Here is a 25,485-nt window from a genome sequence, read left to right as displayed (position 1 = left end):
AGGAAGTCCTCGAAGCCGGAGGTCCCCCGCACCCGTTCCACCAGCTCGTCCCACTCGCGGGCCAGTGCCATCCTGCGTTCGTCCGCCCGCGCGGCCCGCCGCGCGGCCCCGTCCGATGATTGCGCCGTCACCCCGCGGCCCCCTCGCTGTCCGGAAGACCTGTCAGCGTAGCGGCGCCGCCGGGCTCAGTTCGCGCCGTCGAAGGGCCAGGCGCGGATGTCGCGGTAGTGGATGGGGCCGGGGCCGCGGCCCGTGTTGCTCCCGACGAGGTGCAGCCGCCCGGCCTCCCACCGGCGGCCGGTGAAGGCGTCGAGCCCGGCGGCGGCCTCCACCGCGCTGGTGGTGTCGTGGCGCCGGGCGCGGGCCAGTGTCAGATGGGGGCGCAGCGGCCGGCCGTGGAAGGGGATGCCGCAGTCGGTGACCGCGGTCCGTACGTCGGCGGCGAGGAGGTGCAGTCCTTCGAGGTCTCCGTCGATCCCGGTCCACAGGACCCGCTCGTCGAAGTGCCCGCCGCCGCGCAGCCCGAGCCGCAGCGGCGGCCTGGTCGCCGCGAGGCCGGCGAGCGGCGGCTCCAGGAGGGCGACGGCGCTGACCGGGAGCTCGCCCAGGAAGGCCAGGGTGATGTGCCAGTCCTCGATGCGGTTCCAGCGCATGCGCGGGTACGCGGCGTAGGCGGGCAGCAGCCGCTGCTCCAGCTCTTTCTTCGCGTCGTCGGGCGGGGCGAGCGCTATGAACACGCGGACGGTCGCTGCCTGGGGTTCTTCGTTCACGAGGGTCTTCGTATCCTGTCCGGCCCGCTTCCGTCACATTCGGCCCCCGGGTGTCCGGCCGCCGCCCCGACTCCGCGCCGGATCCACCGCCCCGCGTACGGGGTCAGCGGGAGCCGGAACCGATGGTCACCACACGCGCCCAGGCGGGCGGCGCGTCCGGCACGTAGTCGGGATCGTTCTCGTTCCACCGGCCCGCCCGCTGCCGGGGGAAGAGCCCCACCACCGTCCGGCACGGCGGCCGGCCGGCCGGCCAGGGCGTCTGTCCGTCGGTCAGGACCACGATCACGTCCGGCCGGGGCCCCGTACCGAGGGCCTTGGCGAAGCCCGTGCGCAGATCCGTACCCCCGCCGCCCAGCAGCGGGATTCCCTCGCCGGTGCACAGCGGGTGCACGATACGGGCCGCCGCGTCGCACGGGACCACGCTGACCATGTCGCTACGGCCGCCCACGGCGCGGGCGATCGCCGCGACCTCCAGCAGCGCACTGCCCAGTTCGTCGTCGCTGACCGAACCGGAGGTGTCGATGACCACACAGACCCGGGGAGGTCTGCGCCGCAGGCTCGGCAGCACGGCCCCGGGCACCGCGGCCGAGCGCCGCGAGGGCCGGGCGTAGCTGTAGTCCTCGCCCGCACCCGCCCCGGAGGCCGCCGACCGGACGGCCGCCCCCAGCAGCTCCCGCCAGGGCTGCGGCGGGTGGAAGGCCTCCTCCGCCCACCGCCGCCACCCCGCGGGGGCGGTGCCCGGACGGCCGTTGATCCCCTGCGCCACCCGGAACCGCACCGCGTCCTGCTCCTGCGCGCTGAGCCCGTGCGCTCCGTCCGGCCCCAGGTCCCAGGCGCGTTCCAGGCCGTCGGCGCCGCTGCCGCAGTCCAGCCAGACCAGGTCCTGGGTCCGGGCCCCGAGCCCGAACTGGCGCAGGTAGTCCTCCATGAGCTGTCCCGGGGACAGCCCCAAGTACTCCGGTGTCACGACCCCTTCGGGCTGAACCAGCCCCTCGCCGTACACGTCGTCGTTGATCTCGCAGTCGGCGGCGATGTTCATCCGCAGCCGTTCCCCCGGGCCGGTCAGCCCGCGCTCCCGTGCCACCCGGTCACCGCGCCCGTGATGGTCGCGCAGCAGGTGGGACACCTCGTGGACCCAGACCCCGGCGAGCTCCTCGACCGGTGTCCGGTCCACGAACCCGGGCGAGACGTAGCAGCGCCAGTGCCGGTCGACGGCCATCGTCGGAACCCGCCGTGACTCCACCGTGTGCAGGGCGAACAGCGCCGTCGCCAGGTAGGGCCGTACTCGGGCGGCGTGCAGCCGGGCCGCGAAGAGCTTCTCCAGATCCAGGGCCCCTGCCACGGATGGCTCCGCCGGAAGTGCTCCCGTGTCGTGTGCCGGCGCCGTACGTGCCCCCGCCGGGCGGGCGCTCATCGGCCGGCCCCCACGGGGTCTGCGGTGCGCGCGGCCGCACGCTCCGCCGAGAGGTCCGCCCGCCGGGACAGCGTCACCACTCCGGCGAGCCGCTCGATGGCCTCCGGAACGTCCCAGTCCTCCTGGCGCAGCGTGGCGAGCGTGGTCGCGGGGACGACCACCAGGTCGGGGGCGCCCGTTTCCAGCGCCCGCACCAGCAGCGCCCACGCCGCGTCCCAGCGGGCCTTGTCCGGGCGCTTGCGGACCGCCGCCACCACCCCGTCGAGCGTGGCCTGGCGCCGGTCTCCGCGCTCGGGGAGGTCGGCGCACGCCGGGTCGGCGAGCAGTTCCTCCGGGTCGGGGAGGTCCATCCGGTCCAGGCAGGCCAGCAGCTCCAGCCCCGGACCGTCCCCCACCGCCCCCCTGACCAGCATGGAGAGCACCTCCCTGGAGGATCCGGCCGCCTCCGCGAAGGCGAGCAGCCGGATCGTCATGTCCCAGCTGCGGGGCGACGGCCACGCGCCGCCCCGGCGGGTCTCGGTGCTGGGCAGCCGGTGCACGAGCGCCGGGCGGGTGGTGAGGAGTCCGCACACCGCACGGCGGGCGTGGTCCACGGCGGCCGGCAGCTTCGCGGGGTCCAGGTGCGGGAGCGTCGCCCGGGGCCAGGTCCCGCCGAGCCCGCGGATCACGACGTCGTGGTCGTGGGCCCACTGGAGGTGGACGAACCGGTTGGCCAGGGGCGGGCTCAGCTCCCAGCCGTCGGCGGCCGAGCCCCGCGGGTTGGCCGCGGCCACGATCCGGACCCCGGGCGGCAGTTGCAGCGAGCCGATCCGCCGCTCGAGCACGAGCCGGAGCAGAGCGGCCTGGACGGCCGGCGGTGCGGTGGACAGCTCGTCCAGGAACAGCAGCCCGCGCCCGGCCCGTACGAGCCGCACGGCCCAGTCCGGCGGGGCCATCGGGACACCCTGCTCCGCGGGATCGTCCCCGACGATCGGCAGACCGGAGAAGTCGGACGGCTCGTGCACGCTGGCGATCACCGTGGTCAGGGGCAGGTCCAGCGCTTCGGCGAGCTGGGTCAGGGCCGCGGTCTTGCCGATGCCGGGCTCACCCCACAGGAGTACCGGCAGGTCGGCGGCCACGGCCAGGGTCAGTGCCTCCAGCTGGTCGTCGGGGCGCGGTTCGGTGGTGGTGTCGCGCAGCAGGGTGAGCAACTCGTCGGCGACGGCGAGCCGGGACGGGTGCCCGTGGACCGTCTCCGAGGGGATGCCGGGGATGCCCGGGTTGCCGGGCCGGTCGGAGGTACCGGCGGATGCGAACGGGGTGTACGAGGGCATGGGTGATCACCTGTGGGTTCGTGGAGAGGGTGTGGTCCGGCGGGCCCGGGGAACGGGCCCCCGGGTCAGCGGCGTTGTGCCTGGCGCGGGTGGAGCCGGTGGTCGCGCGGGCGGCGGTCTCGCGGGCGGGTCCGGCCGGGTGCGGGTCCGGTCAGGCCCGACCGGAACAGCCCGTAGGTGACCCGCCGTAGCGCGGCCGCCTCCAGCTCGTCCCGCAGCGCCCCGGCGCGCAGCAGGGCGTCGGGGCCGAGCAGCCCTTCCACCACGGCGAGCGCACCGGCGATGTCGCCGTGGTCCAGCCGTTCGCGGACCCCGGTCAGGCAGTCCGGCTGACGGTGCGCCGCGTCGATGGCCTGCATGCAGGGCAGGGGAGTGCCGGTCAGCGCGGCCAGCAGCTCCTCCCGGCGGATCTCGGCCGGGTCGTGGTCCAGTGGTGCCAGCACCCCGTCGACCAGACCGATCCGGTGCAGATCTCCCCGGCATTCGACGACGCGTGGCCCGCCCGCGCGGTCCGCGGTCGCGGTCGGCCCGGTGGGCGCACGGTCGGGTACCAGCGCCGAGGCGACCAGCGGGTGCAGCCGGCCCGCCTCGATCGATCCGTCGCGGATCAGCTCCAGGTCGGGCAGGGTCCACGTCGCGGCGTCGGGGAGTACCGCAAGCGCGGAGGCGCTGCCGTCGGCGGGCGCCCCGATCCGCAGGACGGGAGGGCCCGGGCCGTCCGCGACCAGGTCCAGCAGCAGCCGCTGCCGGGATCCCAGCCGCACGACGAGGCCGCCGGTGTGCCGGCCCTCGGCGCGGAGCAGGATGCCGGCCTCGGCGGCCCACCGGTCGACGGCGCACCGGTGCCCCGGCGGGAGGGCCCGTAGGAGCTCGGGGTCCGGCTCGGGAAGGCCGTTGCCGGGCAGCACGTCGGCCCCGGCGCGGACCCGCAGCTCGTCGGTCCTGCGGGCGTCCCACAGATGACGGTGCAGGTCGAAGCGGAACCGCCGGTCGGGACGGGCCCGGCGACGCGGATCGCCCCAGGGGCCGGCCTCGGAGCGGGAGCCGTCCCAGAGGGCGAGGCTGATCCGCTGGCCACCGTCCGCCCACGCGGGCGGAGTCCGCGCCACGAGGTGCACGGGGCGTGGATCGCCTTGTGATGCCGTGTCGTAGCGGGCCAGTGGGACGGTCAGCCCGGGGCGCAGCAGTCCGTCGGGAGCGATGCGCGGCATGTGCCAGCGCAACAGGTCGGGAGCCAGATGGCGGAGATCGGCCCGGATCCGGGCCGCGAGGTCGTGGCCGCGCGAGCGCGCCAGGTAACGCAGATTGAAATCGACGTCGATGCCTGCGGCGGCGCACGCACCGGCCCAGTCACCGGCGGAGCGGCGGGCGGTCGCAGTTTCGATCATGGACGCCGGCACGGCGTACTCGCGTACGCGGAGCCAGAAGGAAAGGCGGGAATTCCCCTGCACGTTCTGAGTGAGCATCAGCGCTCACCTTGCGTGGTGGGGACCCCCAATCTGTGAACAGCAGAATGAGTGGTCATCACGATGATCGTAGCGCTCCCCACCGCCACGGGCCAGATCTTTCTCCCGGAGCGCAGGCGGTGGCCCGCCGGCGCGTGCTGCCCGTACGCACCTGTGCCCGGGCCCCGCCGCCCCACGAGGGGGTGGCGGAACCCGGGCACGAAGGCGTGGCGGGTGGCGTCAGCCGAGGGCGGGCGCCTTCTGCTGATCCGCAGCCGCGACGTCCGCACCAGCGGTGCGCGCGGCCAGGAGCCGCTGGGCGAGCACACCGAAGACGACGGCGAACACCGCCCACAGCACCAGCTGGACGGCCAGCGAGGCGACCCGGAACTCCCACAGCAGGGCTGCGGGGAAACCGGGCTGGACCGCGTCGCTGTTGTCCGGCAGGAACACGAACGCCACGGCGGCGGCGACGATGAAGCCGCCGCTCGCGGCCAGCGTCGCGTTCCAGTTGCCCAGGCGCGGTGCCAGCCGCCGCCCGAGGATGATCGCGCCGACGCCGAGGAGCACGCTGAGCAGGATCATCAGGAAGAACAGCGTGGTGCGCTGTCCGATGGTGTCCGGGTTGCCGACCGCCGGCGGGGTGGCCGGGTACTTGAGGAACGGCACCAGGTAGACCGTGGCGAAGGCGCCCGCCGCGGTGAGTGCCGCCGTGGCCCGCGGGCTGAACCCGCCGACGCGACCGAGGGCGAACGAGAACGCGAGCGAGGCGATGCCGCCCAGCGCGACCCCGTAGACCAGGACACCCGTGGCCAGGCCGAGGGTCGACTGAACCGGTCGGCTGACCAGCTCTTCCTCCTCCTCGGCGGCCGCGCCCGACGTGGCGTCACCACCGTGGCCGGCGTGACCGCTCGGGGCGCTCGCGGCGTCCTTGGCGGCCTGGGCCTCCTCCACGGCGATGGAACCGCGTACCGGCGGCTCACCCACCATGTAGGCGACGGCGAAGGCGAACAGTCCTGCTATCAGGCCCGCGAGCATGCCGCGGACCAGCAGACCTCTGACAGTGGAGGCGTACATGTGCGTGGCCTCTCAGTGGCAGGGGAAGCCGAGCAGGTGACGACCGTCGTGCACCCACTCGTGCACGCCCTCGCCGGCGAACACGGCCGTCGCACCCTGTTCGGCACCGACGAAGTACAGGGCGACGAGCATCAGGAGACCGACGAAGAGCGCCCAGGGCAGGACGGCGCGCACGGGCAGCGGGGCCGACAGGGAGCCGGCGGGGGTGGATACAGCAGCGGAAGCAACAGCCTCGGCCATGATGGAACCTCCTCGGGGAACAACGCGTCCCATATGGTGGTGCAGGACGACGGTCCTCGGGTCTGACTCGCCGCGTCGCCACCCCGGGGGGTGCCGTCGCAGCACACAGTGGCGCGACCATGCCGGATTCACACCGGACTTCCGTCTCGCCGTCGTCGCTATGTGGAAATGTCGCCGTGACGCTACCGTGCGCCGGGCCTGCGGCCAAGACCGTGAGTCTCTGATCACACGCCTACGCTGCGGTAATGCGGCTTCGGTCCGTTCGGGGGAGCCGGCAGAGTCCACCAACTGGACGGCCAGGACTGCTAGAATGGCTCCGCTGGCCTTCGGCGTGCGTGCCCCGTGCATGTGTCCGGAGGCTTTTTTCATGCCCTCACATCCCTGCACGAGTCCTGCCGCCGACCCTTCCACCACCCCCTCCACCGGTTACCGGGAGCTGCTCCGCAACAAGGAGTTCAGCGGCCTCTACGCCGGCTTCACCCTCACCGTCGCCGCGAGCACTTTGTCTGGGTTCGCGCTCGGCACCCTGGTCGACCGGCAGACCGGCTCCCCGTTCCTGACGGCCGTGAGCATGTACGGCGCCACCTTCGCGACGGTCCTCGGCGCACTGACGCTGATGTCGGTCGCGGACGGGAAACGGCCCCGCCGCACCCTGGTCGTGCTCCAACTCGCCTCGCTGGCAGGGGTCGGGGCCCAGGCCGTACCGGGGCTGCCGCTCGCTGCCCGGTTCGCCCTGCTGCTGACGCTGGGCCTCTTCCAGTCCCTCGGAACCGGCACGCGGCTTGGGCTCCTCGCCGAAGTCGTACCCATCAGCGCCTACGCGCCCGCCCGTTCGCTGATGAACATCACCTCGGGCGGTACGGCGATCGCCGGCTACGCCGTCGGAGCCGTGCTGCTGCGGCACCTGAGCCCGCAGGGCGTCTTCGCCGTCGCGGCTGCCCTGACCGCCCTCGGTTCGGCCGTGGTGGCGGCCACCGTCCGGGAACACTCGATCCGGCCCACCCGCCGCCCCGGCCTGCGCCGGACCTGGACGACGAACGCCGAACTCCTCTCCCACCCCGGCCGCCGGACGCTGCTGCTGAACCTGTGGGTCCCGAACGGTCTGATCGTCGGCTGCGAAGCCCTGTTCATCTCCTACGACCCCCGCCACGCGGGCACCTTCCTCGCCGCCGGGGCGGCGGGCATGCTCCTCGGGGACCTGGCCGTCGGCCGGCTGCTCGACGCCGGCCGGCGACGCCGCTGCGCCTTCGCCCTGCGGTTGCTGCTCGCCGTCCCCTTCCTGCTGTTCGCCGTCCATCCGCCCGTCCCGGTCCTGGCGGTCGCGGTGTTCGTCGCCAGTGCCGGGTTCGCGGCCACCCTGCCCCTCCAGGAACAGCTCCTCGAACAGACTCCCGACCGGATCCGCGGCCAGGTCCAGGGGGTCGAGTCGGCCGGCCGGATGACCTGGCAGGGCCTCGGCGCCGCGATGGCCGGCGGCCTGGCCCAGTACCTCGCCCCGGGCACCGCGATAGCCGTTGTCGCCGGTATCTCGGTGGCGGTCACCGTGCTGTGCCGCCCGTCCCGCCGCCCGACCCGCCGTACGGGGCCGGGTGCGTCGGGACGGGGCCGGACCTACCGTGGGACCACGGGCGAGTGACGGGAGCCGACGATGGCCGGTGAGGTTTCCTTCTTCGAGCTGGGCGTGGGCGACGGCGAGCGGGCCCGGAAGTTCTTCGGCGGCCTGTTCGGCTGGGCGTTCGAGCCCGGCCCGAGCGACGGCGGCGGCTTCGCGATCCGGACGCCCAACGTCCCCGGCGGACTGCACGGCGACGACCCCGGCGCCCGCCCGTACCTCTTCTTCGCGGTCGACGACATGGACGCGGCCCTCGAGCGGGTCCGCGCGCTCGGCGGCTCCGTCGACGAGGCCGGCCCGGGGAGCGGCGAGGAGTCGATCGCCCGGTTCGGCCGCTTCCGGCTGTGCCACGACGACCAGGGCACGCCCTTCGGCCTGCACCGGCCGCCGCAGCCCGATTGATTCGCTCACATGTTCGGTTCATGGGGTTAGGCTGGGGTCATGCACGCAGTCCAGGGCCTCCAGGGTTCCCTCTTCGACCAGGGCGACGAGATCGTGCCGGGTCCGCTCGACGGCATGCGGCGGACCCGGCTCGGGGCCGGGGCCTGGGTCGACCACCTGCCGGGCTGGCTGAGCGGGGCCGACGCGCTCTTCGAGCGGCTGGCCGCCGACGTGCCCTGGCGGGCCGAGCGGCGCCAGATGTACGAGCGCGAGGTGGAGGTGCCCCGGCTGCTCGCCTTCTACGGCGAGGCCGAGCCCCTGCCGCATCCCTCGCTCACGGCCGCCCGCGAGACGCTGACCGGCCACTACGCCGCCGAGCTGGGCGAGCCCTTCACCACCGCCGGGCTGTGCCTGTACCGCGACGGCCGCGACAGCGTCGCCTGGCACGGGGACCGGACCGGCCGCTCCTCGACCGAGGACACCATGGTGGCCATCGTGTCCGTCGGTGACCCGCGCGATCTCGCCTTCCGCCCCCGGGACGGCGGGGCCACCCTGCTGCGGCTGCCCCTGGGGCACGGTGACCTCGTGGTCATGGGCGGCTCCTGCCAGCGGACCATGGAGCACGCCGTGCCCAAGTCGGCGCGGGCCGTCGGCCCCCGCATCAGCATCCAGTTCCGCCCCCACGGCGTCCGCTGACCGCGCGCCGGCCTCCCTCGGCCGGAGTTGCGGCCCGATCCGGGGGCGTCCAGGCTGGTGCGCATGGATCTGGGCGCCTTCTCCGTGAGCCTCACCGTGCGCGACCTCGACGCCTCGAAGGCGTTCTACGAGAATCTCGGATTCACCGTCTTCGGCGGGAACCCCGAGCAGAAGTGGCTGATCCTCAAGAACGGCGATGTCGTGATCGGGCTGTTCGTGGGCATGTTCGAGAAGAACATGCTGACCTTCAACCCGGGCTGGGACGCCAACGCGAGCGCGCTCGACTCGTTCACCGACATCCGCGGCGTGCAGCGGCGGCTGAAGGCGCGAGGGGTGGAGTTCCTGACGGAGGTCGACGAGTCGGGATCGGGTCCGGGGAGCTTCCTCATCCTCGACCCGGACGGCAATCCGGTCCTCTTCGACCAGCACGTCTGACCGTCCGGCTCAGACGGTGGCGCCCGGATCCTTCGAGGTGCGGACGGCGCCTGCCGCCGCATGCAGCGAGCGCAGCGCCAGCAGCAGGAACCCGACGTCGTCCAGGTACACCGGGTCGGGAATCAGGTCCACGGGCGAGATCGTGTAGACGACGGCGGCCCAGAACAGGGCCTTGTCCTGCAGGGGGATGCCCGAATCCAGCAGCAGCTTCCGCGCCGCGAAGACCCGTACCAGCAGCACGGCCGCGGCGATCGCGAGCCCCACTGCGAGGATCACGCCCAGGGCGAGCCAGACCTTTCCGTCCATGGCGGCCCTATACCCCGATATCGGGTTTCGATACCTGGCCGGCGTCCGGACCCACCTGGGCGCCCTGTCCGCGCAGGCGGCGCCCGACCTCGCCCAGCCCGTCCGCGAGCGCGTCGAGCTGCCCGGGGGTCAGGACGTCCACGAGGATCTCGCGGACGGTCGCCACGTGGCCCGGGGCGGCCTCCTCCAGCTTGGCGCTGCCGGCGTCGGTGAGGACGGCGAAGACGCCGCGCACATCGGAGGGGCAGCTGCGGCGGCGCACCAGACCGGCCTTCTCCATCTGTGTGACCTGGTAGGTCAGGCCGCTCTTGGAGTTGATCAGGCCGTTGGCGAGCTCGGTCATCCGCAGTTCGCGCCCGGGTGCCGCGGCGAGGCGTACGAGGATCTCGTACTGGGGGTGCGAGAGCCCGGCATCGTCCTTGAGCTGCTGGTCGAGACGCCGGTTCACCAGCGCCGACGCGGCGAGGAAACCGCTCCAGGCGCGCATCTCGCGGTCGTCCAGCCATCTCGGTTCAGCCATGGCCCCACCCTACACGGGTTGTTCCAATTTGAATCAGTGGTTAGGGTCGCGGTCAGCGGTTCGAATTTGAACAACTCTGCCCCTGCCCCCCGGGCCGCCCGACCGGAAGGACCCCCCCTGATGACCAGCCCCTCCGCCACCGCGACGAAGCCCCAGGCCACCGCACCGGCCACGCACCCCCGGCCCGCAGTCCTCTCCACCCCGGGTCACGACACCGGCCTGCTGCTCCTGCGCCTCGTCCTCGGCCTGACCATGGCCGCGCACGGCTCGCAGAAGCTGTTCGGCTGGTTCGGTGGCGGCGGTATCAGCGGCACCGGCCAGTTCTTCACCGCCAGCGGCTACCCCGCCGGTGACGCCATGGCGGTCCTCGCCGGCCTCACCGAGACGCTCGGCGGGCTCGGCCTCGCCCTCGGCCTGCTCACCCCGCTCGCCGGCGCCGCGATCGTCGGCACCCTGATCAACGCCATCGCCGTTCACGGCGCCGACGCCTTCTTCGCCCCGAAGGGCATCGAGTACGAGCTGCTGCTCACCGCGGGCGCCGCCGCCCTCGCCCTCACCGGCCCCGGACGGTACGCCGTCGACCGGTTCCTGCCCGTCCTGCGCAGCCACCGCCTCGCGCACGGCGCCCTGGCCGTCACCCTCGGCGTGGTCCTCGCCGCCGTACTGCTCCTCGTCCGCGACTAGGGGCGCCCCGCCGGTAGCGCCGACACTGCCGATCGTGTCGGGCGGGCCGCAGTGGTCCGCCCGGCACCGGCGTATGCCGACCGGCCATGCAGATTTGCGCCAACTGTCGCTGATCCCAAGCGAGTTGCTGCTGTGCTCACCTATGTTCTACGGGGCACATCAGTTCGCCCCAGGAGGTCAGATTGCAGTCCAGGCGCTTCCTCGCCTTTCACCGCGTGTTACGCCGCTCCCACCTGCTCATCGCCTTCGGCCTCGGCTCGCTGCTGATCGGCCTCATCCCGTGGCTCGGCGTCACGAGCACGGCAGCCGCCGGCCGCTCCCCGGTGCCCCGCCCCGCACCCGTGCCCACCGACCAGCAGACGGCGAAGCAGTCGCCGCACCACGGCATCGCCCCGGCGAACGCGATGGAACCGACGGCCCCGGTCCTCGACCGGGCCGGATGGACGGCCGCGGCGAGCGACGAGGAGACCGGCGGAGAGAACGGCCGCGCGGCCAACGTCCTCGACGGCAACACCACCACCCTCTGGCACAGCAGGTGGACCGGTACGCCCGCCCCGCTGCCGCACGTCATCACCATCGACATGCACCGCACGGCGGTCGTCTCCGCGCTCGTCTACCGTCCCCGCTCCGACGGGCCCAACGGGCGCGTGGGCGAGTACAGCATCAGCGTCAGCACCGACGGCGTGAGCTGGGGGACTCCGGTCGCCACCGGCACGCTCGCCGACGACGTCAGCGCCAAGACCCTCGGGTTCGCCCCGCAGGGCGCCCGCTTCGTACGGCTCACCGCGCTCAGCGAGGCCGGCGGCCGCGGCCCCTGGTCCTCCGCCTCCGAGATCGACCTGCTGGGTGACCCCGGCACTCCGGCGGCCACCATCGACCTGCCCCGCACCGGATGGACCGCCACGGCGAGCGACGAGGAGACCGGCAGCGAGAACGGCCGCGCGGCCAACGTCCTCGACGGCAACGCGAACAGCATCTGGCACAGCAGGTGGGCCGGAACCCCGGCCCCGCTGCCGCACACCATCACCATCGACATGCACCGCACGGCAGTCGTCTCCGCCCTCGTCTACCATCCCCGCCCCGACGGGCCCAACGGGCGGGCGGGCGCGTACACCATCGCCACCAGCACCGACGGCTCCACCTTCGGGACGCCGGTGGCCGCGGGCACCTGGCGGGACGATGACACCGTCAAGACCGCCACCTTCACCCGCGCCGAACAGGCCCGCTTCGTACGGCTGACCGTGACCAGCGAAGCCGGCGGCCGCGGCCCGTGGACCTCGGCGGGCGAGATACGCCTGAGCGGACCGGCCAGCCCGGCCGTGCACGGCTCCTGGGGCCGGGTCACCGGCTTCCCGCTGGTTCCGGTGGCCACCGCCGTCCTGCCCGGCGACAAGCTGCTGGCCTGGTCCGCGTACGCCGTCGACCGCTTCGGCGGCAGCAACGGCTACACGCAGACCGCGATCCTGGACCTGAAGACCGGCAAGGTCACCCAGCGCCGCATCGACAACACCGGACACGACATGTTCTGCCCCGGCATCGCCATGCTCGCCGACGGCCGGGTGCTGGTCACCGGCGGCAGCAACGCGGAGAAGGCGAGCATCTACGACCCGGCCACCGACAGCTGGTCCGCCACCACGAGCATGAACATCGCCCGCGGCTACCAGGCCATGACCCTGCTCTCCACCGGCGAGGCCTTCGTCCTGGGCGGCTCCTGGAGCGGATCCGCGGGCACCGACAAGGCCGGTGAGGTCTGGTCCCCGGACACCCGCACCTGGCGCAGCCTTCCCGGCGTCCCCGCCGCCCCGGCCCTGACCGCCGACCCGGCCGGACCCTACCGCGCCGACAACCACATGTGGCTGTACGCCACTTCGGGCGGCAAGGTGCTGCAACTGGGGCCGAGCAAGCAGATGAACTGGATCTCCACCAGCGGCCGGGGCAGCATCACCTCCGCCGGCAACCGGGCCGACAGCCAGGACGCCATGACCGGCAACGCCGTCGCCTACGACATCGGCAAACTGCTCACCCTGGGCGGCTCACCCGCCTACCAGGACAGCCCCGCCACCCGGCGCGCCTACACCGTGGGCATCTCGGGCAGCCAGGTCCAGCCCGCCCGTACGGGCGACATGGAACATGCCCGCGCCTTCAGCAACAGCGTGGTCATGCCCGACGGCAAGGTGGCCGTCTTCGGCGGCCAGGCCTATCCGGTGCCGTTCAGCGACGCTACTTCCGTCCTGACCCCCGAACTGTGGGACCCGGCGACCGGACGCTTCACCCCGCTCGCCACCATGGCCGTCCCGCGCAACTACCACAGCGTGGCCAACCTGCTGCCCGACGGGCGGATCTTCTCCGGCGGCGGCGGCCTGTGCGGCGACTGCGCGACGAACCACGCCGACGGGGCGATCTTCACGCCGCCCTACCTGCTCAACGCGGACGGCTCACCGAAGCCCCGTCCGGCCATCACCGCGGGCGTACCCCCGAGGACGGCCCCCGGCACCTCGCTCACGGTGAGCACCCAGGGTTCGGTGGCGTCCTTCGTCCTCATGCGGGCCGCGGCCGCCACCCACTCCACCGACAACGACCAGCGCCGGGTCCCCCTGGCGTCCACAGCCGCGGGAGGCGGCGCGTACAAGGTCTCGATACCCGCCGACACGGGCGTGGTCCTGCCGGGGACCTACATGCTCTTCGCCCTCGACGCCCAGGGCGTACCGAGCATCGGCCAGTTCGTGACCATCTCCTGATCCCATGAGCGGTGTCCGGGGCCCGAGCTGATTGGCCCCGGACAATCAGGGGAATAGCGCACAAATGACACAACCCATCGAAGACTACGCACTCATCGGCGACCTGATGACCACCGCACTGGTCGGCCGCGACGGGTCCATCGACTGGCTGTGCCTGCCGCGCTTCGACTCGGCGGCCTGCTTCTCCAAACTCCTCGGCGACGAGGAGAACGGCCACTGGCGCATCGCACCCCTCGACGCCACCCCCGGCGAGCCCTGCACCCGCCGGTCCTACGTCGACGGCACGCTGATCCTGGAGTCGTACTGGGAGACCGGGACCGGGACCGTCAAGGTCACCGACTTCATGCCCGAGCGCGAGGTCGCCCCCGACGTCATCCGCATCGTCGAGGGCATCAGCGGCACCGTCAGGATGCGCAGCACCCTGCGCCTGCGCTTCGACTACGGCCACGTCGTGCCCTGGGTGCGCCGCAGCGACGGCGACCGGGTCGCCGTCGCCGGGCCCGACTCCGTCTGGTTCCGCAGCGACCCCCCGGTCCGCACCTGGGGCGAGGAGAACAGCACCTGCTCCCAGTTCCCGGTCACCGCCGGCCGGCGCGTCGCCTTCGTCCTGACCTGGCACCCCTCGCACCAGCCCCGCCCCGAGCCCTGCGACCCCTTCGCCGCACTGGACCAGAGCCTCGCCGAATGGCGGCAGTGGACCGCGCAATGCCGCTACGAGGGCCCCTACCAGGAGGCGGTGACCCGCTCCCTGATCACCCTCAAGGCCCTCACCTACGCCCCGACCGGCGGCATCGCCGCCGCAGCCACCACCTCCCTCCCCGAGGAGCTCGGCGGCATCCGCAACTGGGACTACCGCTACTGCTGGCTCCGGGACTCCACCCTCACCCTCGGATCCCTCCTGGCCACCGGTTTCCTCGACGAGGCCCGAGCGTGGCGCGAGTGGCTGCTGCGCGCGGTCGCCGGTGACCCCGCCGACCTCCAGATCATGTACGGGATCGCCGGCGAGCGACGGATCCCCGAGAACGAACTGCCCTGGCTGCACGGGTACGCCGCCTCCGCCCCGGTCCGCGTCGGGAACGCGGCCGTCGACCAGCTCCAGCTCGACGTGTACGGGGAGGTCATCGACTCGCTCTACCTGGCCAGGTCCGCCGGTCTGCCCGCCGAGCGCCACGCCTGGCGGATCCAGCTCGCGCTCCTCGACTTCCTCGAACGCAACTGGCACCGGCCCGACGAAGGCCTCTGGGAGGTCCGCGGCCCCCGCCGCCACTTCGTCCACTCCAAGGTGATGGCCTGGGTCGCGGCCGACCGCGCCGTGCGCACCCTGGAGAGCGACCCCTCCACGCCCGGCGACGTGAAACGCTGGCGCGCCATGCGCGACGAGGTGCACCGCGACGTGTGTGTCAACGGCTACGACCCCGAGCGGGGCACCTTCACCCAGTACTACGGCTCCGAGGAGCTCGACGCGGCGACCCTGCTGATCCCCAGGGTCGGATTCCTGCCGCCCGACGACCCGCGGGTCGTCGGCACGGTCGACGCGGTGCGCGCCGAACTCGGCAGCAGCGGCCTGGTCCGCCGCTACAGCACCTCGGGCTCCACCGTCGACGGCCTCCCCGGCGACGAAGGCGCCTTCCTGGCCTGCTCGTTCTGGCTGGCCGACGCCCTGCACATGACGGGCCGGCGCGATGAGGCCCGCGCCCTGTTCGAGCGGCTGCTGGCGGTACGCAACGACGTGGGCCTGCTCGCGGAGGAGTACGACCCCCTCGCCGGACGCCAACTCGGCAACTTCCCGCAGGCGTTCAGCCACGTCGGCCTGGTGAACACCGCACTCACCCTGGCCCGCGCCGACATCAGCTGACCCGAGGCGGCCTAGTCGGTACGGGAGGCCAGCAGCAGGGCGATGTCGTCCGGCCGGTCGGCGGTGCTGCCCGCCTCGCTGATCAGCCGGTCGGCCGTCTCGGTCAACGGGGACGGCCGGGCCGCGGCGAGGGCCCTGCGCAGCCGCTCCACCCCGACATCGATGTCGATGCCCGGCTTCTCCACCAGCCCGTCTGTGTAGAGGGCGAGCACCGAGCCCACCGTCAGCCGCAGCTCCGTGACCGGGTACGAGGCCTCCGGGTCGATGCCGAGGACCACCCCGCCCGCCAGGTCCAGCACCTCGGTCCGGCCGTCCGGATGGCGCAGCAGGGGCTGCGGATGCCCCGCCCGGGCGGCCATGACGCAGCCCGACCCCGGATCGAGCGACATGTAGCAGCAGCTCGCGAACTGGCCCGGATCCAGGTCGATGAGCAGCTGGTTCGTGCCGCTCACCACCTGCTCCGGCGTGCTCCCGCTGAGCGCGAAGGCCCGTACCGCGCTGCGCAGCTGGCCCATGGTGGCCGCGGCCGCCACACCGTGGCCCTGGACGTCCCCGATGACCAGGGCCAGCAGACCCGCGCCGGTCTCGACGACGTCGTACCAGTCGCCGCCGACCTCCATGCCCTGTGTACCGGGGAGGTAGCGGCCCACCGTGTCCACGTGCTCGCGCACCGGCAGCCGGTGCGGCAGCAGGGCCGACTGCAGGCCGCGGGCGAGCGCCGCCTCGCTGTCGTAGCGCCGGGCCCTGGCCAGGGCCTGCGCGATCAGACCGGCCAGCGCGGTGAGCACCGTACGCTCCTCCGCGCTGAAGCCGCGGGGCGAGTCGAAGCCGAGGATGCACGAGCCGACCGGCCGGCCGGAGGCGATCAGCGGCAGGAAGGCGCGGGCGCCCACGTCGGCGTCCAGTGGAATGCCCGGGTAGGCGGCGGCCAGATGCTGCATCGACTCGAAGAACATCGGCCGGCCCGTGGTCAGCGTCTCCACGCCCGGCAGCCGGACATCGAGCGAGACCCCGTCGAACCGGTTGAGGAAGCCCCGCGGGAAACCGGTCTCCCAGGCCAGGTACAGATGGCGCTCGTCGAGCAGGTAGATCGCCAGCTGGCGGCCCCCGAAGGCCGGCAGCAGCTCCTGGGTGACCACCGCCGACACCTGCCGGGCCGTGACCGCCTCCGTCAGCGCGATGGCCAGGGCCACCGGCCGGTACAGCGCCGACGCCTCGTCGGCCGACGCGTCCAGGTCCGCGAACACGTCACCCCCCGCCTCCGCGGCGGCGTCCGTGTCCGCCGCCGTGTCCGCGTTCCCGTCCGGGCTCCGGCCGGCCTGGATCGTCGGCGCGTAGGAGGGTTTCGCGGAGGTGCCGAGCGTCAGGGTGACACCGTCGGGAGCGGGATACAGGTCCACCGACACCCACTCCCCGGGCGCCTGCGGGCCGCGCCGGGCCGCGAAGTGCACGTGCTCGCCGGACATGAAGCCGGCCCGGAAGTGGTCCTCGTAGGCGGGATGCCCGAGCCAGGGCAGCGCCTCCCACAGCAGCCGTCCGTGCAGCTGCGTCCCGCCGAGGCCGAGCAGGGCCTCCGCCGCGGTGTTCAGGTACCCGATCCGGCCCTGCCGGTCCAGCGAGAGCACCGCCTGCGCGAGCCGGTCCGCGGCCCTGCGGGCGCCCTCGGCCCCCGCCTCGGGCGGCGGCGCCGGTACGCCCACCGGGTGACCCTCCCACACCACCGGAGCCCCGGCCGCCGACAGCGCGGTGAGCTCGGTGGCCAGCTGCTCCGCGGTCAGCCGCAGGCGTTCGCGGTCCGCGGTCCCGACGGGGATGCCCGGGGTCGCCTCGCGCAGCACCAGCAGCACGCCGAACCGTTCCGTCCCGGCGGTCACCGGCTCGTAGAGCGAGCCGAAGGGGAACGGCAGCCCGGCCGCCAGCTGGGGGAAGCGGCTCATGGCCGACTCCGCGTCGGGCAGGTGCACGGCCTGCCCGGAGCGGTAGGCCTCGGCCACCGGATAGGGGCGGTTGACCTGCATCCGCCACCAGGGCCGGAACAGCTGCAGCGGCAGCCCCGTGAACACGGCCATCAGGAGCAGCCCCGTGGTGGGCGAGCGCAGGTAGACCCCGCCCGCGTAGCCACCGACGGCCTCCATCGCCTTCACGGTGGCCCGTGCGAGCACCTGGGCCGTCGCATCAGGGGCATCCGTGGTGTCAGGCGCGGCGCCGACGCTGTCCGCTCTCGCCATCACACAGCCAGGATGCGCCCTCGGCGGCGGCCCCTGCATCCCGGCCGGTCGCCGCTCCCGCACCGGCTCCCGCACCCGCCTCCGCACCGGCCCGTCCCGGTTCCGTTCCCGCCGATCGGCCGACCGCTTCCCTCGTCCGGGGGACGCACGGGTGTGCGGACCGCCCCCCGGACGAGCCGCGGGGCACGATACGCAGGCGTACCACCCCCGGCAGGCCCCCGGAAGGCAGAGCATGCGGTTCCAGTACGACACCATCGGCGAGCGCTACGCGGAGTCAAGGAGCGCGGCGGCCTTCTCCGCCGCCGACACCTACACCCTGCACGGAGCCCTCGACGCCCTCGGCGGGGTGCGCGGGCTCGACGCCCTCGACCTGGCCTGCGGATACGGATACAACACCCGGCTGCTGGCCCGCGGCGGGGCCCGGCGCACCGTCGGCGTCGACGTCTCGGAGGAGATGATCCGGCGGGCCCGCGAGCACGAGGCGACCAAGGACCGGCCGGACGTCGAGTACCACGTCGCCGACGCCGCCGGCCTTCCCCACCTCGGCCCCTTCGACCTCGCGACCGCCGCGTACGTCTTCAGCTACGCACCCGACCGCAGGTCCCTGCACGCGATGTTCCGCTCCGTCCGCGCCAACCTGCGCGCGGGCGGGCGGCTGCTCGCCATCGTGCCGAACGCGGGCGCGTTCCCCCGCGTGGACTGGTCGCCGTACGGGGTGCGCATCCTCGACCGGGTCGCCGACGGCGACGCGCCACTGCTGAAGGCGCACTTCCTGACCGAACCGCCGGTGCCCTTCGAATTCCGCGAATGGGCCCACGCCGACCTCGCCGAGGCCGCCGTCGAAGCGGGTTTCGTCACCGTCGGCTGGCAGCCCAACCGGACCCCGCCCGCCGACGCCGAACGGGACGAGGCGTACTGGACGGCGTACCGCGCCTGGCCGATCAGCTCACTGATGACCTGCACGGCGTAAGGAGCGTGCCTTCGACCCGCCCGGCTCCGGGAGGCCTTCCGTCGACCGGCCCGGCTCCGGGAGGCGTCCCGTCGAACGGACCCGACCACGGAGCGGGGGCCGTGACCTCACAGCTCCGCCGCCGACCTGATCAGCTCGACGATCCGCTCACGCGCCGCCCGCCCCTCCGGCACGGGCAGCAGCGGGTACCCGTGCGGCAGCCCCGCCTCCTCGTGGAACTCCACCTCGGCCCCGTCCGCGCGGGCCAGGCGCAGCAGCTCCCGGCTGTCCGTGGTCAGCACGTCCCGGGTCCCGGTGAACACAGTCAGCGGCGCCAGCCCGGCGAAACCCCCGTGCAGCGGGCTCACGCGGGGATCGTCGGCCGCCAGGGTCCCGGCGTACAGCCGGCCGGCCTCCAGCAGCCCCGGGCGGGCCAGCATCGGATCGTCCTCCTCGATGGCCGCCTGGTCCGGATGGCTCATGGTCACGTCCAGCCACGGCGAGATCAGCACGATCCGGGACGGCTGGTCCCCGGTACGGTCGCGCAGCCGCTGCGCGGCCGCCAGGGCCAGCCCCGCCCCGGCCGAGTCCCCGACGAGCACCGTCCCTCCGGAGCCACCGCCCGCGATCAGGCCGCTCAGCAGATCGGCGGCCACCGGGACCGTCCGGTCGGCGGTACCGCGCGGAGCGAGGATGTACGCCGGCACGACGACCCGCGCCCGCGCCTGCGTGACCAGGGTCCGTACCAGCGCCCAGTGCGGGCGCACCAGCTCGTTGACGTAGCCGCCGCCGTGCACGTACAGCACCTGGGCCGCGGGCTCCGTCCCGAGCGGGGAGACGTCGTACACCGGCCAGGCCCCGACGAAGGTCCGCGAGATGTCGGCGACCCGCCCCAGGGACCGCGGCGGCAGATGGGAGGCGGGCCGGCGGGCGGACTCAGCGACCCGGGTCCGGACCGCCTCGGCACTCGCGAACCGTCTTCGCCGTCCCGTCGCGACAAGCGCCGCCGACAGCGCCCTGCTGCGCAGACTCGGCACGCCCCTCACCTCCCCTTTTCCCCCTCGCCGTCGCCGGCGCGGGCCCCTTCCCCATTACGGGAGGAGCATAGGCGTGAAGCTGTGCTGTCGGCCCGCTTAAGAAAGTCTCGATGGACTGATCACCGCGCCGATCGGCAGATTGGTGCACGTCACCGCCGCCGTCCGGGCGCCCCCGCCCGCGGCGTCCCCTTCCGCATGCCTGGAGCCACCCCATGAAGGCACTCGTCAAGCACAAGGCAGAACCCGGCCTGTGGCTCATGGACGTCCCCGAGCCCGAGTACGGCCCCGGCGACGTGCTCATCAAGGTGCTGCGCACCGGCATCTGCGGAACCGACCTGCACATCCGCGCCTGGGACGGCTGGGCGCAGGGCGCGGTCAAGACCCCCCTCGTCCTCGGCCACGAGTTCGTCGGAGAGGTCGCGGCGCTCGGCGCCGACGTCCAGGACATCGAGGTCGGCGCGCTGGTCAGCGGCGAGGGCCACCTGGTGTGCGGCAAGTGCCGCAACTGCCTGGCCGGCCGCCGCCACCTGTGCCGCAGCACGATCGGCCTGGGGGTCGGCCGCGACGGCGCCTTCGCCGAGTACGTCGTCCTGCCCGCCCAGAACGTGTGGGTGCACCGCACCGCCGTGGACCTGGACGTCGCCGCGATCTTCGACCCGTTCGGCAATGCCGTGCACACGGCGCTGTCCTTCCCGCTGGTCGGCGAGGACGTACTGATCACCGGCGCCGGCCCGATCGGGATCATGGCGGCTGCCGTGGCCAGGCACGCCGGCGCGCGCAACGTGGTCATCACCGACGTCAGCCCCGAGCGGCTGGAGATCGCCCGCAAGGCGGGCGCCACCCTCGCCGTCAACGTCGCCGAGTCCTCGATCGCCGAGGCGCAGGCCAAGCTCGGCCTGCGCGAGGGCTTCGACATCGGCCTGGAGATGTCCGGCCGCGCCGAGGCCATGCGCGACATGATCGACAACATGACGCACGGCGGCCGGATCGCCATGCTGGGGCTGCCCGCGCAGGAGTTCCCGGTGGACTGGGCGAAGGTGGTCACCTCGATGATCACGATCAAGGGCATCTACGGCCGCGAGATGTTCGAGACCTGGTACGCGATGACCGTGCTGCTGGAGGGCGGGCTCGACCTCAGCCCCGTCATCACCGGCCGCTACTCGCACCGCGACTTCGAGGCCGCCTTCGACGAGGCGTCGACCGCCCGCAGCGGCAAGATCATCTTGGACTGGACGGCGTAACCGGCCCTCACACCGGACGTCATTCCGGCCGCCACGCCGGACGCCACCCCGACGGTCACGCCGGACGTCATGCCGGCCGCCGCATCGGCCGCCCATCCTCCGAACCATCTCCCTCGGGCCGGGCCCCGCAAACCCTCCCCCCTCCGCGGGGCCCGGCCCCCTCCCTCGTCGCCCTCCGCCGCACAAGGAGAACCGCACCCATGTTCGACACCGTCCGCGAGGACCTGCGCTCCACCCTCGACGAGATCCGCGCCGCCGGCCTGCACAAGCCCGAGCGCGTCATCGGCACCCCGCAGAACGCGGCCGTCGCGGTCACCTCGGGCGGCGCCGCCGGAGAGGTGCTCAACTTCTGCGCCAACAACTACCTGGGGCTGGCCGACCACCCCGAGGTCGTCGCCGCCGCGAAGGACGCGCTGGACCGCTGGGGCTACGGCATGGCCTCCGTCCGCTTCATCTGCGGCACCCAGGAGGTGCACAAGGAGCTCGAGGCGCGGCTCTCCGCCTTCCTCGGCCAGGAGGACACGATCCTCTACTCCTCCTGCTTCGACGCCAACGGCGGCGTCTTCGAGACCCTCCTCGGAGCCGAGGACGCGGTCATCTCCGACGCCCTCAACCACGCCTCGATCATCGACGGCATCCGCCTCTGCAAGGCCCGTCGCTTCCGCTACGCCAACCGCGACCTGGCCGAGCTCGAAGCCCGCCTGAAGGAAGCCACCGAGGGCGGCGCCCGCCGCAAGCTGATCGTCACCGACGGCGTCTTCTCCATGGACGGCTACGTCGCCCCGCTCGCCCAGATCTGCGACCTCGCCGAGCGCTACGACGCCATGGTCATGGTCGACGACTCGCACGCCGTCGGCTTCGTCGGCCCCGGCGGCCGCGGCACCCCCGAACTGCACGGCGTCATGGACCGCGTCGACATCATCACCGGCACCCTCGGCAAGGCCCTCGGCGGCGCCTCCGGCGGCTACGTCGCCGCCCGCGCCGAGATCGTCGAGCTGCTGCGCCAGCGCTCGCGCCCGTACCTCTTCTCCAACTCCCTCGCCCCGGTCATCGCGGCAGCCTCCCTCAAGGTCCTCGACCTCCTGGAGTCCGCCGGTGACCTGCGCGAACACCTCGCAGCCAACACCGCGCTGTTCCGTACGAAGATGACCGAGGCCGGCTTCGAGGTCCTGCCCGGCGACCACGCCATCGCCCCGGTCATGATCGGCGACGCGGCCGAGGCGGCCAGGATGGCGGAGCTGCTCCTGGAGCGCGGCGTGTACGTGATCGGCTTCTCCTACCCGGTGGTGCCGATGGGTGCGGCGCGCATCCGCGTCCAGCTCTCCGCGGCCCACTCGACGGCCGACGTCGAGCGCGCCGTCGCCGCCTTCATCGACGCCCGTGCGGCCCTCGAGACCGCTGGGGCCTGAGCGGAGCAAGAGGTCCGAGGGGTCTCTGCACCCTGAGACAATGGTGGGGTGATCGACCCCCGCCGGCTGCGCATCCTGCGGGCCGTGGCGGACCACCGTACGGTGACCGCCGCGGCCGCAGCCCTGTACCTCACCCCCTCCGCCGTCTCCCAGCAGCTCGCGGCGCTGGAACAGGAGACGGGCCACGTGCTGCTCACCCGCAGCGGGCGCGGCGTACGGCTCACCGCAGCCGGTGAGATCCTGCTCGGCCACGCCCACGAGGTGCTCGCGCAGCTGGAGCGGGCCGAGGCCGAACTCGCCGCGTACGCCGGCGGTTCGGCGGGCGAGGTCACCGTGGCCGCCTTCGCGACCGGCATCGCGGAAGTCCTGGCGCCGGCCATCGCCCGGCTCGCGCTGGAACAGCCCGGGATCCGCCTGCGGGTACGGGACGCGGAAGGCGACCAGAGCCTGCCGCTGCTGCTCGACGGCGAGGCGGACGTGGCGCTGGCGGTCGAGTACCGGGGTGCCCCGGGCGCCGACGACGGGCGGCTCTCCGTCCTCCCGCTGTACGCGGAACCCTTCGACGCGGTCCTGCCCTCGGGGCACCCGCTCGCCGACCTGCCCGCGGTGTCGCTGGCCGACCTCTCCGACTCGGACTGGGTGGGCCAGTACCCCGGCAACCCGTGCCACGACGTGACGCTGCTCGCCTGCGAACTGGCGGGCTTCCAGCCCCGGTTCGCGCACTCCTCGGACGACTTCCGGGCCGTGACGGCCCTGGTGGGCGCGGGGGCCGGAGTGGCTCTCGTCCCGCGCTCGGCCCTGCGCGGCATGGACCTCAAGGAGGTCCAGGTCCGCCCGGTCGCAGGCCCGGCGGCCACCCGCCGCGTCTTCGCGGCCACCCGCCGAGGCGCGGAAACCCACCCCCTGATCGCCCCGGTCCTGGCGGCCCTGGTCCGGGAGTCGGAGCGCTTGCCGGCGCATTGAGGGGGCGGGGCCTGGCGGGGGCTTCGGGTGGCGGGATCCGAGCAGTCGGGAGTCAGTGACGTGTATGGGGGTTTCCCGTCAGTCTCATCGTCTCTCCGTGTCGGGCCGGCCCCTCAAGGGCGCTCCCTACGGTCGCGTCGCTGCGCGATGGCCTGCGGCCACCCTTGACCGACCGTCCCGCCCCGGACATACGAAGACTGTCGGGAAGCCCCCAAAGGAACGGGCCGGGGGACAAGAGACAGGAGCGGGGCGGCCGGAGAAGCCCTGCCCGGTCGGGGGAAGGGGCACTTTCCCGAGGCGGGGCCCATCCAGACCACCGGCCGGGTCGGGGGAAGCGCATCCAATCGCTACGCGCTCCTCATCCTTTAGCGTCTCCAGCCCGTCTTGGGCCGGACATAGGCCGCCCACGGTCCCGGTTCACCTCACGAACTGCGTCCGACGACCGTCTGGAGCTCGGCATAAGCCGCCTCGGATCGCTACGTGCTTCTCCTGGGACTGCGACCGGCGGCCGGCAGGGCCTGATGCCTCTGCTATTCCGTCGTGGATCCGGGTCAGTGCACAAGTGACACCACAAACCCATCCCCAAATAGGGGTAATTGGGGCAAACGGTCGGCGATTCGAGCGGTCCGCTCTCGCTGACCCCACTCCACGACGAAATAGCCGCTGTCAGGCGTCTTTCCACCCCAGACAGCGTCGAGACGCCCTCGATGAGGAGCGCTGGGGCGTCTTGGGCGGCTTATGACCGGCCACAGACGGTCGCCGGACGCACCTTGCCAGAGGAACCGAGGGCGTGGGCGGCCTATGTCCAGCCCCGGACGGTCGTCGGACGCTGAGAGATGAGGAGCGCGTAGCGATTGGACGCGCCCACCGACCCGGCCGGTGCGCGGCATGGGCCCCGCCTCGGGAAGAAGCCTCACCCCCGACAAGGCAGGGCATCTCCGACCACCCCGTCCCTGTCTTGATAGCCCGGCCCGTTCCTTTGGGGGCTTCCCGACAGTCTTCGTATGTCCGGGGCGGGACGGTCGGTCAAGGGTGGAGCGCAGCGACATCGCGCAGCGACGCGACGACGAAGGAGGAGCGCCCTTGAGGGGCCGGCCCGACACGGAGAGACGATGAGACTGACGGGAAGCCCCCATACACGTCACTGACCACCGCCCCAGCGGCTCCCGCCGTCCCCGAAGCCCCCGCCCCGCCAACCGACCCCGCCCCTCACACCCGTACCACCTCGACCCCCGCCGCCCCGAAGGCCTCCGCCACGGTGTCGGGCAGGCCCGTGTCCGTCACCAGGGTGTCCACCGACGAGGTCGCGCAGATGCGGGCGAATGCGCGGACGCCCAGTTTGCTGGAGTCGGCCGCGACGACCACCCGGCGGGCGCGCTCGCACAGCAGGCGGTTGATCGAGGCCTCGTCCTCGTGGCGGGTCGCCGCGCCGTCCGTGGGGTCGAAGCCGTCCACGCCGAGCACCGCGGTGTCCACCGCGAGCTGCCCGAGGACCTGTTCGGCGAGGGGGCCCGTCAGCTCGTAGGACTGGGGACGGGCCACGCCCCCGGTCAGTACGATCTTGAACTGCGGCCGGATCACCAGCTCGCCCGCGATGTTGAGGGCGTTGGTCACGACGGTGAGCGCAGGGGACCCCTGGGCCAGGTCCGGGCGTCCGGCCAGGGCCCGTGCCACCTCGGTGGTCGTCGTGCCGCCCGTCAGGCCGATCACCTCGCCCGGCACGATCAGGGCCGCCACCGCCTCGCTGATCCGGCGCTTCTCGGCGGCGCGGCGCGATGTGCGGTAGCGCAGCGGGAGTTCGTAGGACACCCCGTGCAGCACGGCTCCGCCGCGCGTGCGGACCAGCAGCTGCTGTTCGGCGAGCTGGTCGAGGTCGCGGCGGATGGTCGCGGCGGACACGCCGAGGGTCTCCGCGGCGGGTTCCACCTCCAGCTCGCCCCGTTCCACGAGCAGGTCCAGCAGCGTCTGCCAGCGCTCCTTGCGGGTCATCGGCCGCCCCCTTCGGTGTTCTGCGACATTCGTTCCACGGCGTTTCGGCGGCCTCCATCGGCCTACCCGGCGACACTAACTCAGCCGAGCAACCCGTCGATGCTTGAAGTTGCGTGAAACAGGCCTATACCTTGCAGGAAAACGCATCGCATTCACGTCTTCACCATTCAGACCCGTCTGTCG

At 73.1% G+C, this 25,485-nt stretch carries 22 protein-coding genes and 1 riboswitch; of the genes, 11 read left to right on the top strand and 11 right to left on the bottom strand.

The features are described 5' to 3' along the window. Nucleotides 1-185: 185 nt before the first annotated feature. The 6 genes from thpR to OG753_RS07245 all read right to left on the bottom strand — a co-directional run bounded on the left by thpR (nucleotide 186) and on the right by OG753_RS07245 (nucleotide 6,259). Nucleotides 186-770, bottom strand: coding sequence for an RNA 2',3'-cyclic phosphodiesterase (thpR, locus tag OG753_RS07270; RefSeq protein ID WP_405787722.1), 585 nt, complete (start codon nucleotides 768-770; stop codon nucleotides 186-188). Between the two features lie 103 nt (nucleotides 771-873). Further along, nucleotides 874-2,184, bottom strand: coding sequence for a DUF2201 family putative metallopeptidase (locus tag OG753_RS07265; protein WP_405787720.1), 1,311 nt, complete (start codon nucleotides 2,182-2,184; stop codon nucleotides 874-876). Beyond that, complete coding sequence (locus tag OG753_RS07260; RefSeq protein WP_405787719.1) at nucleotides 2,181-3,497, bottom strand: AAA family ATPase; 1,317 nt, start codon at nucleotides 3,495-3,497, stop codon at nucleotides 2,181-2,183. Before OG753_RS07260 ends, OG753_RS07265 begins: the two co-directional genes overlap by 4 nt. Nucleotides 3,498-3,562: 65 nt before the next feature. Then, complete coding sequence (locus OG753_RS07255) at nucleotides 3,563-4,963, bottom strand: hypothetical protein (RefSeq protein ID WP_405787718.1); 1,401 nt, start codon at nucleotides 4,961-4,963, stop codon at nucleotides 3,563-3,565. Between the two features lie 219 nt (nucleotides 4,964-5,182). Next, nucleotides 5,183-6,019 carry a CbtA family protein gene (locus OG753_RS07250; RefSeq protein ID WP_405787716.1) on the bottom strand — a complete coding sequence of 279 codons (837 nt, stop codon included), beginning with the start codon at nucleotides 6,017-6,019 and terminating at the stop codon, nucleotides 5,183-5,185. Between the two features lie 12 nt (nucleotides 6,020-6,031). After that, nucleotides 6,032-6,259 (bottom strand): CbtB-domain containing protein, encoded by a 228-nt coding sequence (locus tag OG753_RS07245; protein WP_030708804.1) that lies wholly within the window; start codon nucleotides 6,257-6,259, stop codon nucleotides 6,032-6,034. 60 nt (nucleotides 6,260-6,319) lie between these two features. Next, nucleotides 6,320-6,402: riboswitch (cobalamin riboswitch) on the bottom strand. Between the two features lie 224 nt (nucleotides 6,403-6,626). Here OG753_RS07245 and OG753_RS07240 point away from each other — a divergent pair. The 4 genes from OG753_RS07240 to OG753_RS07225 all read left to right on the top strand — a co-directional run bounded on the left by OG753_RS07240 (nucleotide 6,627) and on the right by OG753_RS07225 (nucleotide 9,383). After that, a complete protein-coding gene (locus OG753_RS07240) occupies nucleotides 6,627-7,895 on the top strand; it encodes an MFS transporter (protein ID WP_405787714.1) in 1,269 nt (422 codons plus the stop codon). 12 nt (nucleotides 7,896-7,907) lie between these two features. After that, nucleotides 7,908-8,273, top strand: a complete 366-nt coding sequence (locus tag OG753_RS07235) for a VOC family protein (protein WP_405787712.1) — start codon at nucleotides 7,908-7,910, stop codon at nucleotides 8,271-8,273. A gap of 39 nt (nucleotides 8,274-8,312) precedes the next feature. Beyond that, entirely contained in the window at nucleotides 8,313-8,948 is a 636-nt protein-coding gene (locus tag OG753_RS07230; RefSeq protein ID WP_327260963.1) for an alpha-ketoglutarate-dependent dioxygenase AlkB, read from the top strand. Between the two features lie 63 nt (nucleotides 8,949-9,011). Next, nucleotides 9,012-9,383 (top strand): VOC family protein, encoded by a 372-nt coding sequence (locus tag OG753_RS07225; protein WP_405787710.1) that lies wholly within the window; start codon nucleotides 9,012-9,014, stop codon nucleotides 9,381-9,383. A 9-nt stretch (nucleotides 9,384-9,392) separates the two neighbouring features. Here OG753_RS07225 and OG753_RS07220 read toward each other — a convergent pair whose 3' ends face one another. Further along, on the bottom strand, nucleotides 9,393-9,689 hold the full coding sequence (locus OG753_RS07220) for a YkvA family protein (RefSeq protein ID WP_405787709.1): 297 nt from the start codon (nucleotides 9,687-9,689) through the stop codon (nucleotides 9,393-9,395). Nucleotides 9,690-9,696: 7 nt separating this feature from the next. Then, nucleotides 9,697-10,209 (bottom strand): MarR family transcriptional regulator, encoded by a 513-nt coding sequence (locus OG753_RS07215; protein WP_327260960.1) that lies wholly within the window; start codon nucleotides 10,207-10,209, stop codon nucleotides 9,697-9,699. Nucleotides 10,210-10,329: 120 nt separating this feature from the next. Here OG753_RS07215 and OG753_RS07210 point away from each other — a divergent pair, with 120 nt between their 5' ends. The 3 genes from OG753_RS07210 (at nucleotide 10,330) to OG753_RS07200 (ending at nucleotide 15,486) form a co-directional block, all read left to right on the top strand. Beyond that, complete coding sequence (locus OG753_RS07210) at nucleotides 10,330-10,893, top strand: DoxX family membrane protein (RefSeq protein WP_327260959.1); 564 nt, start codon at nucleotides 10,330-10,332, stop codon at nucleotides 10,891-10,893. A 215-nt stretch (nucleotides 10,894-11,108) separates the two neighbouring features. Further along, a complete protein-coding gene (locus tag OG753_RS07205; protein WP_405787708.1) occupies nucleotides 11,109-13,631 on the top strand; it encodes a discoidin domain-containing protein in 2,523 nt (840 codons plus the stop codon). Between the two features lie 64 nt (nucleotides 13,632-13,695). Then, a complete protein-coding gene (locus OG753_RS07200) occupies nucleotides 13,696-15,486 on the top strand; it encodes a glycoside hydrolase family 15 protein (RefSeq protein ID WP_405787707.1) in 1,791 nt (596 codons plus the stop codon). A gap of 11 nt (nucleotides 15,487-15,497) precedes the next feature. On the opposite strand, the gene OG753_RS07195 is transcribed toward OG753_RS07200, so the two are convergent. Further along, complete coding sequence (locus OG753_RS07195; RefSeq protein ID WP_327266662.1) at nucleotides 15,498-17,714, bottom strand: SpoIIE family protein phosphatase; 2,217 nt, start codon at nucleotides 17,712-17,714, stop codon at nucleotides 15,498-15,500. Between the two features lie 232 nt (nucleotides 17,715-17,946). Here OG753_RS07195 and OG753_RS07190 point away from each other — a divergent pair, with 232 nt between their 5' ends. Then, nucleotides 17,947-18,684: a class I SAM-dependent methyltransferase gene (locus OG753_RS07190; RefSeq protein WP_327260956.1), complete on the top strand. Its 738-nt coding sequence runs from the start codon at nucleotides 17,947-17,949 to the stop codon at nucleotides 18,682-18,684. A gap of 107 nt (nucleotides 18,685-18,791) precedes the next feature. Here OG753_RS07190 and OG753_RS07185 read toward each other — a convergent pair whose 3' ends face one another. After that, entirely contained in the window at nucleotides 18,792-19,700 is a 909-nt protein-coding gene (locus OG753_RS07185; RefSeq protein ID WP_405787705.1) for an alpha/beta hydrolase fold domain-containing protein, read from the bottom strand. A gap of 212 nt (nucleotides 19,701-19,912) precedes the next feature. Between OG753_RS07185 and tdh the strand changes: the two genes are divergently transcribed. The 3 genes from tdh (at nucleotide 19,913) to OG753_RS07170 (ending at nucleotide 23,313) form a co-directional block, all read left to right on the top strand. Then, nucleotides 19,913-20,941 (top strand): L-threonine 3-dehydrogenase, encoded by a 1,029-nt coding sequence (gene tdh, locus OG753_RS07180; RefSeq protein WP_327260954.1) that lies wholly within the window; start codon nucleotides 19,913-19,915, stop codon nucleotides 20,939-20,941. A gap of 200 nt (nucleotides 20,942-21,141) precedes the next feature. Continuing rightward, nucleotides 21,142-22,350 carry a glycine C-acetyltransferase gene (locus tag OG753_RS07175; protein WP_405787704.1) on the top strand — a complete coding sequence of 403 codons (1,209 nt, stop codon included), beginning with the start codon at nucleotides 21,142-21,144 and terminating at the stop codon, nucleotides 22,348-22,350. 48 nt (nucleotides 22,351-22,398) lie between these two features. Beyond that, nucleotides 22,399-23,313 (top strand): LysR substrate-binding domain-containing protein, encoded by a 915-nt coding sequence (locus tag OG753_RS07170; RefSeq protein WP_327260952.1) that lies wholly within the window; start codon nucleotides 22,399-22,401, stop codon nucleotides 23,311-23,313. A gap of 1,209 nt (nucleotides 23,314-24,522) precedes the next feature. Here the strand turns inward: OG753_RS07170 and OG753_RS07165 are convergent. After that, the gene (locus OG753_RS07165; protein ID WP_327260951.1) at nucleotides 24,523-25,302 is read right to left on the bottom strand and encodes a DeoR/GlpR family DNA-binding transcription regulator; all 780 of its coding nucleotides are present in this window, start codon (nucleotides 25,300-25,302) and stop codon (nucleotides 24,523-24,525) included. Nucleotides 25,303-25,485: the final 183 nt, after the last annotated feature.

Source organism: Streptomyces sp. NBC_00029 (assembly GCF_045160505.1).
GTDB lineage: Bacteria > Actinomycetota > Actinomycetes > Streptomycetales > Streptomycetaceae > Streptomyces.
This window is presented reverse-complemented; position numbering and strand designations above follow the sequence as displayed.

What these genes read in the sequence shown, in the direction of transcription:
- OG753_RS07165 (WP_327260951.1), bottom strand. Translation starts at nt 25,302, where the DNA reads ATGACCCGCAAGGAGCGCTGGCAGACGCTGCTGGACCTGCTCGTGGAA.
- OG753_RS07215 (WP_327260960.1), bottom strand. Translation starts at nt 10,209, where the DNA reads ATGGCTGAACCGAGATGGCTGGACGACCGCGAGATGCGCGCCTGGAGC.
- tdh (WP_327260954.1), top strand. Translation starts at nt 19,913, where the DNA reads ATGAAGGCACTCGTCAAGCACAAGGCAGAACCCGGCCTGTGGCTCATG.
- OG753_RS07210 (WP_327260959.1), top strand. Translation starts at nt 10,330, where the DNA reads ATGACCAGCCCCTCCGCCACCGCGACGAAGCCCCAGGCCACCGCACCG.
- OG753_RS07190 (WP_327260956.1), top strand. Translation starts at nt 17,947, where the DNA reads ATGCGGTTCCAGTACGACACCATCGGCGAGCGCTACGCGGAGTCAAGG.
- OG753_RS07225 (WP_405787710.1), top strand. Translation starts at nt 9,012, where the DNA reads ATGGATCTGGGCGCCTTCTCCGTGAGCCTCACCGTGCGCGACCTCGAC.
- OG753_RS07230 (WP_327260963.1), top strand. Translation starts at nt 8,313, where the DNA reads ATGCACGCAGTCCAGGGCCTCCAGGGTTCCCTCTTCGACCAGGGCGAC.
- OG753_RS07265 (WP_405787720.1), bottom strand. Translation starts at nt 2,184, where the DNA reads ATGAGCGCCCGCCCGGCGGGGGCACGTACGGCGCCGGCACACGACACG.
- OG753_RS07250 (WP_405787716.1), bottom strand. Translation starts at nt 6,019, where the DNA reads ATGTACGCCTCCACTGTCAGAGGTCTGCTGGTCCGCGGCATGCTCGCG.
- OG753_RS07235 (WP_405787712.1), top strand. Translation starts at nt 7,908, where the DNA reads ATGGCCGGTGAGGTTTCCTTCTTCGAGCTGGGCGTGGGCGACGGCGAG.
- OG753_RS07255 (WP_405787718.1), bottom strand. Translation starts at nt 4,963, where the DNA reads ATGCTCACTCAGAACGTGCAGGGGAATTCCCGCCTTTCCTTCTGGCTC.
- OG753_RS07195 (WP_327266662.1), bottom strand. Translation starts at nt 17,714, where the DNA reads ATGGCGAGAGCGGACAGCGTCGGCGCCGCGCCTGACACCACGGATGCC.
- OG753_RS07240 (WP_405787714.1), top strand. Translation starts at nt 6,627, where the DNA reads ATGCCCTCACATCCCTGCACGAGTCCTGCCGCCGACCCTTCCACCACC.
- OG753_RS07200 (WP_405787707.1), top strand. Translation starts at nt 13,696, where the DNA reads ATGACACAACCCATCGAAGACTACGCACTCATCGGCGACCTGATGACC.
- OG753_RS07245 (WP_030708804.1), bottom strand. Translation starts at nt 6,259, where the DNA reads ATGGCCGAGGCTGTTGCTTCCGCTGCTGTATCCACCCCCGCCGGCTCC.
- OG753_RS07175 (WP_405787704.1), top strand. Translation starts at nt 21,142, where the DNA reads ATGTTCGACACCGTCCGCGAGGACCTGCGCTCCACCCTCGACGAGATC.
- OG753_RS07220 (WP_405787709.1), bottom strand. Translation starts at nt 9,689, where the DNA reads ATGGACGGAAAGGTCTGGCTCGCCCTGGGCGTGATCCTCGCAGTGGGG.
- OG753_RS07260 (WP_405787719.1), bottom strand. Translation starts at nt 3,497, where the DNA reads ATGCCCTCGTACACCCCGTTCGCATCCGCCGGTACCTCCGACCGGCCC.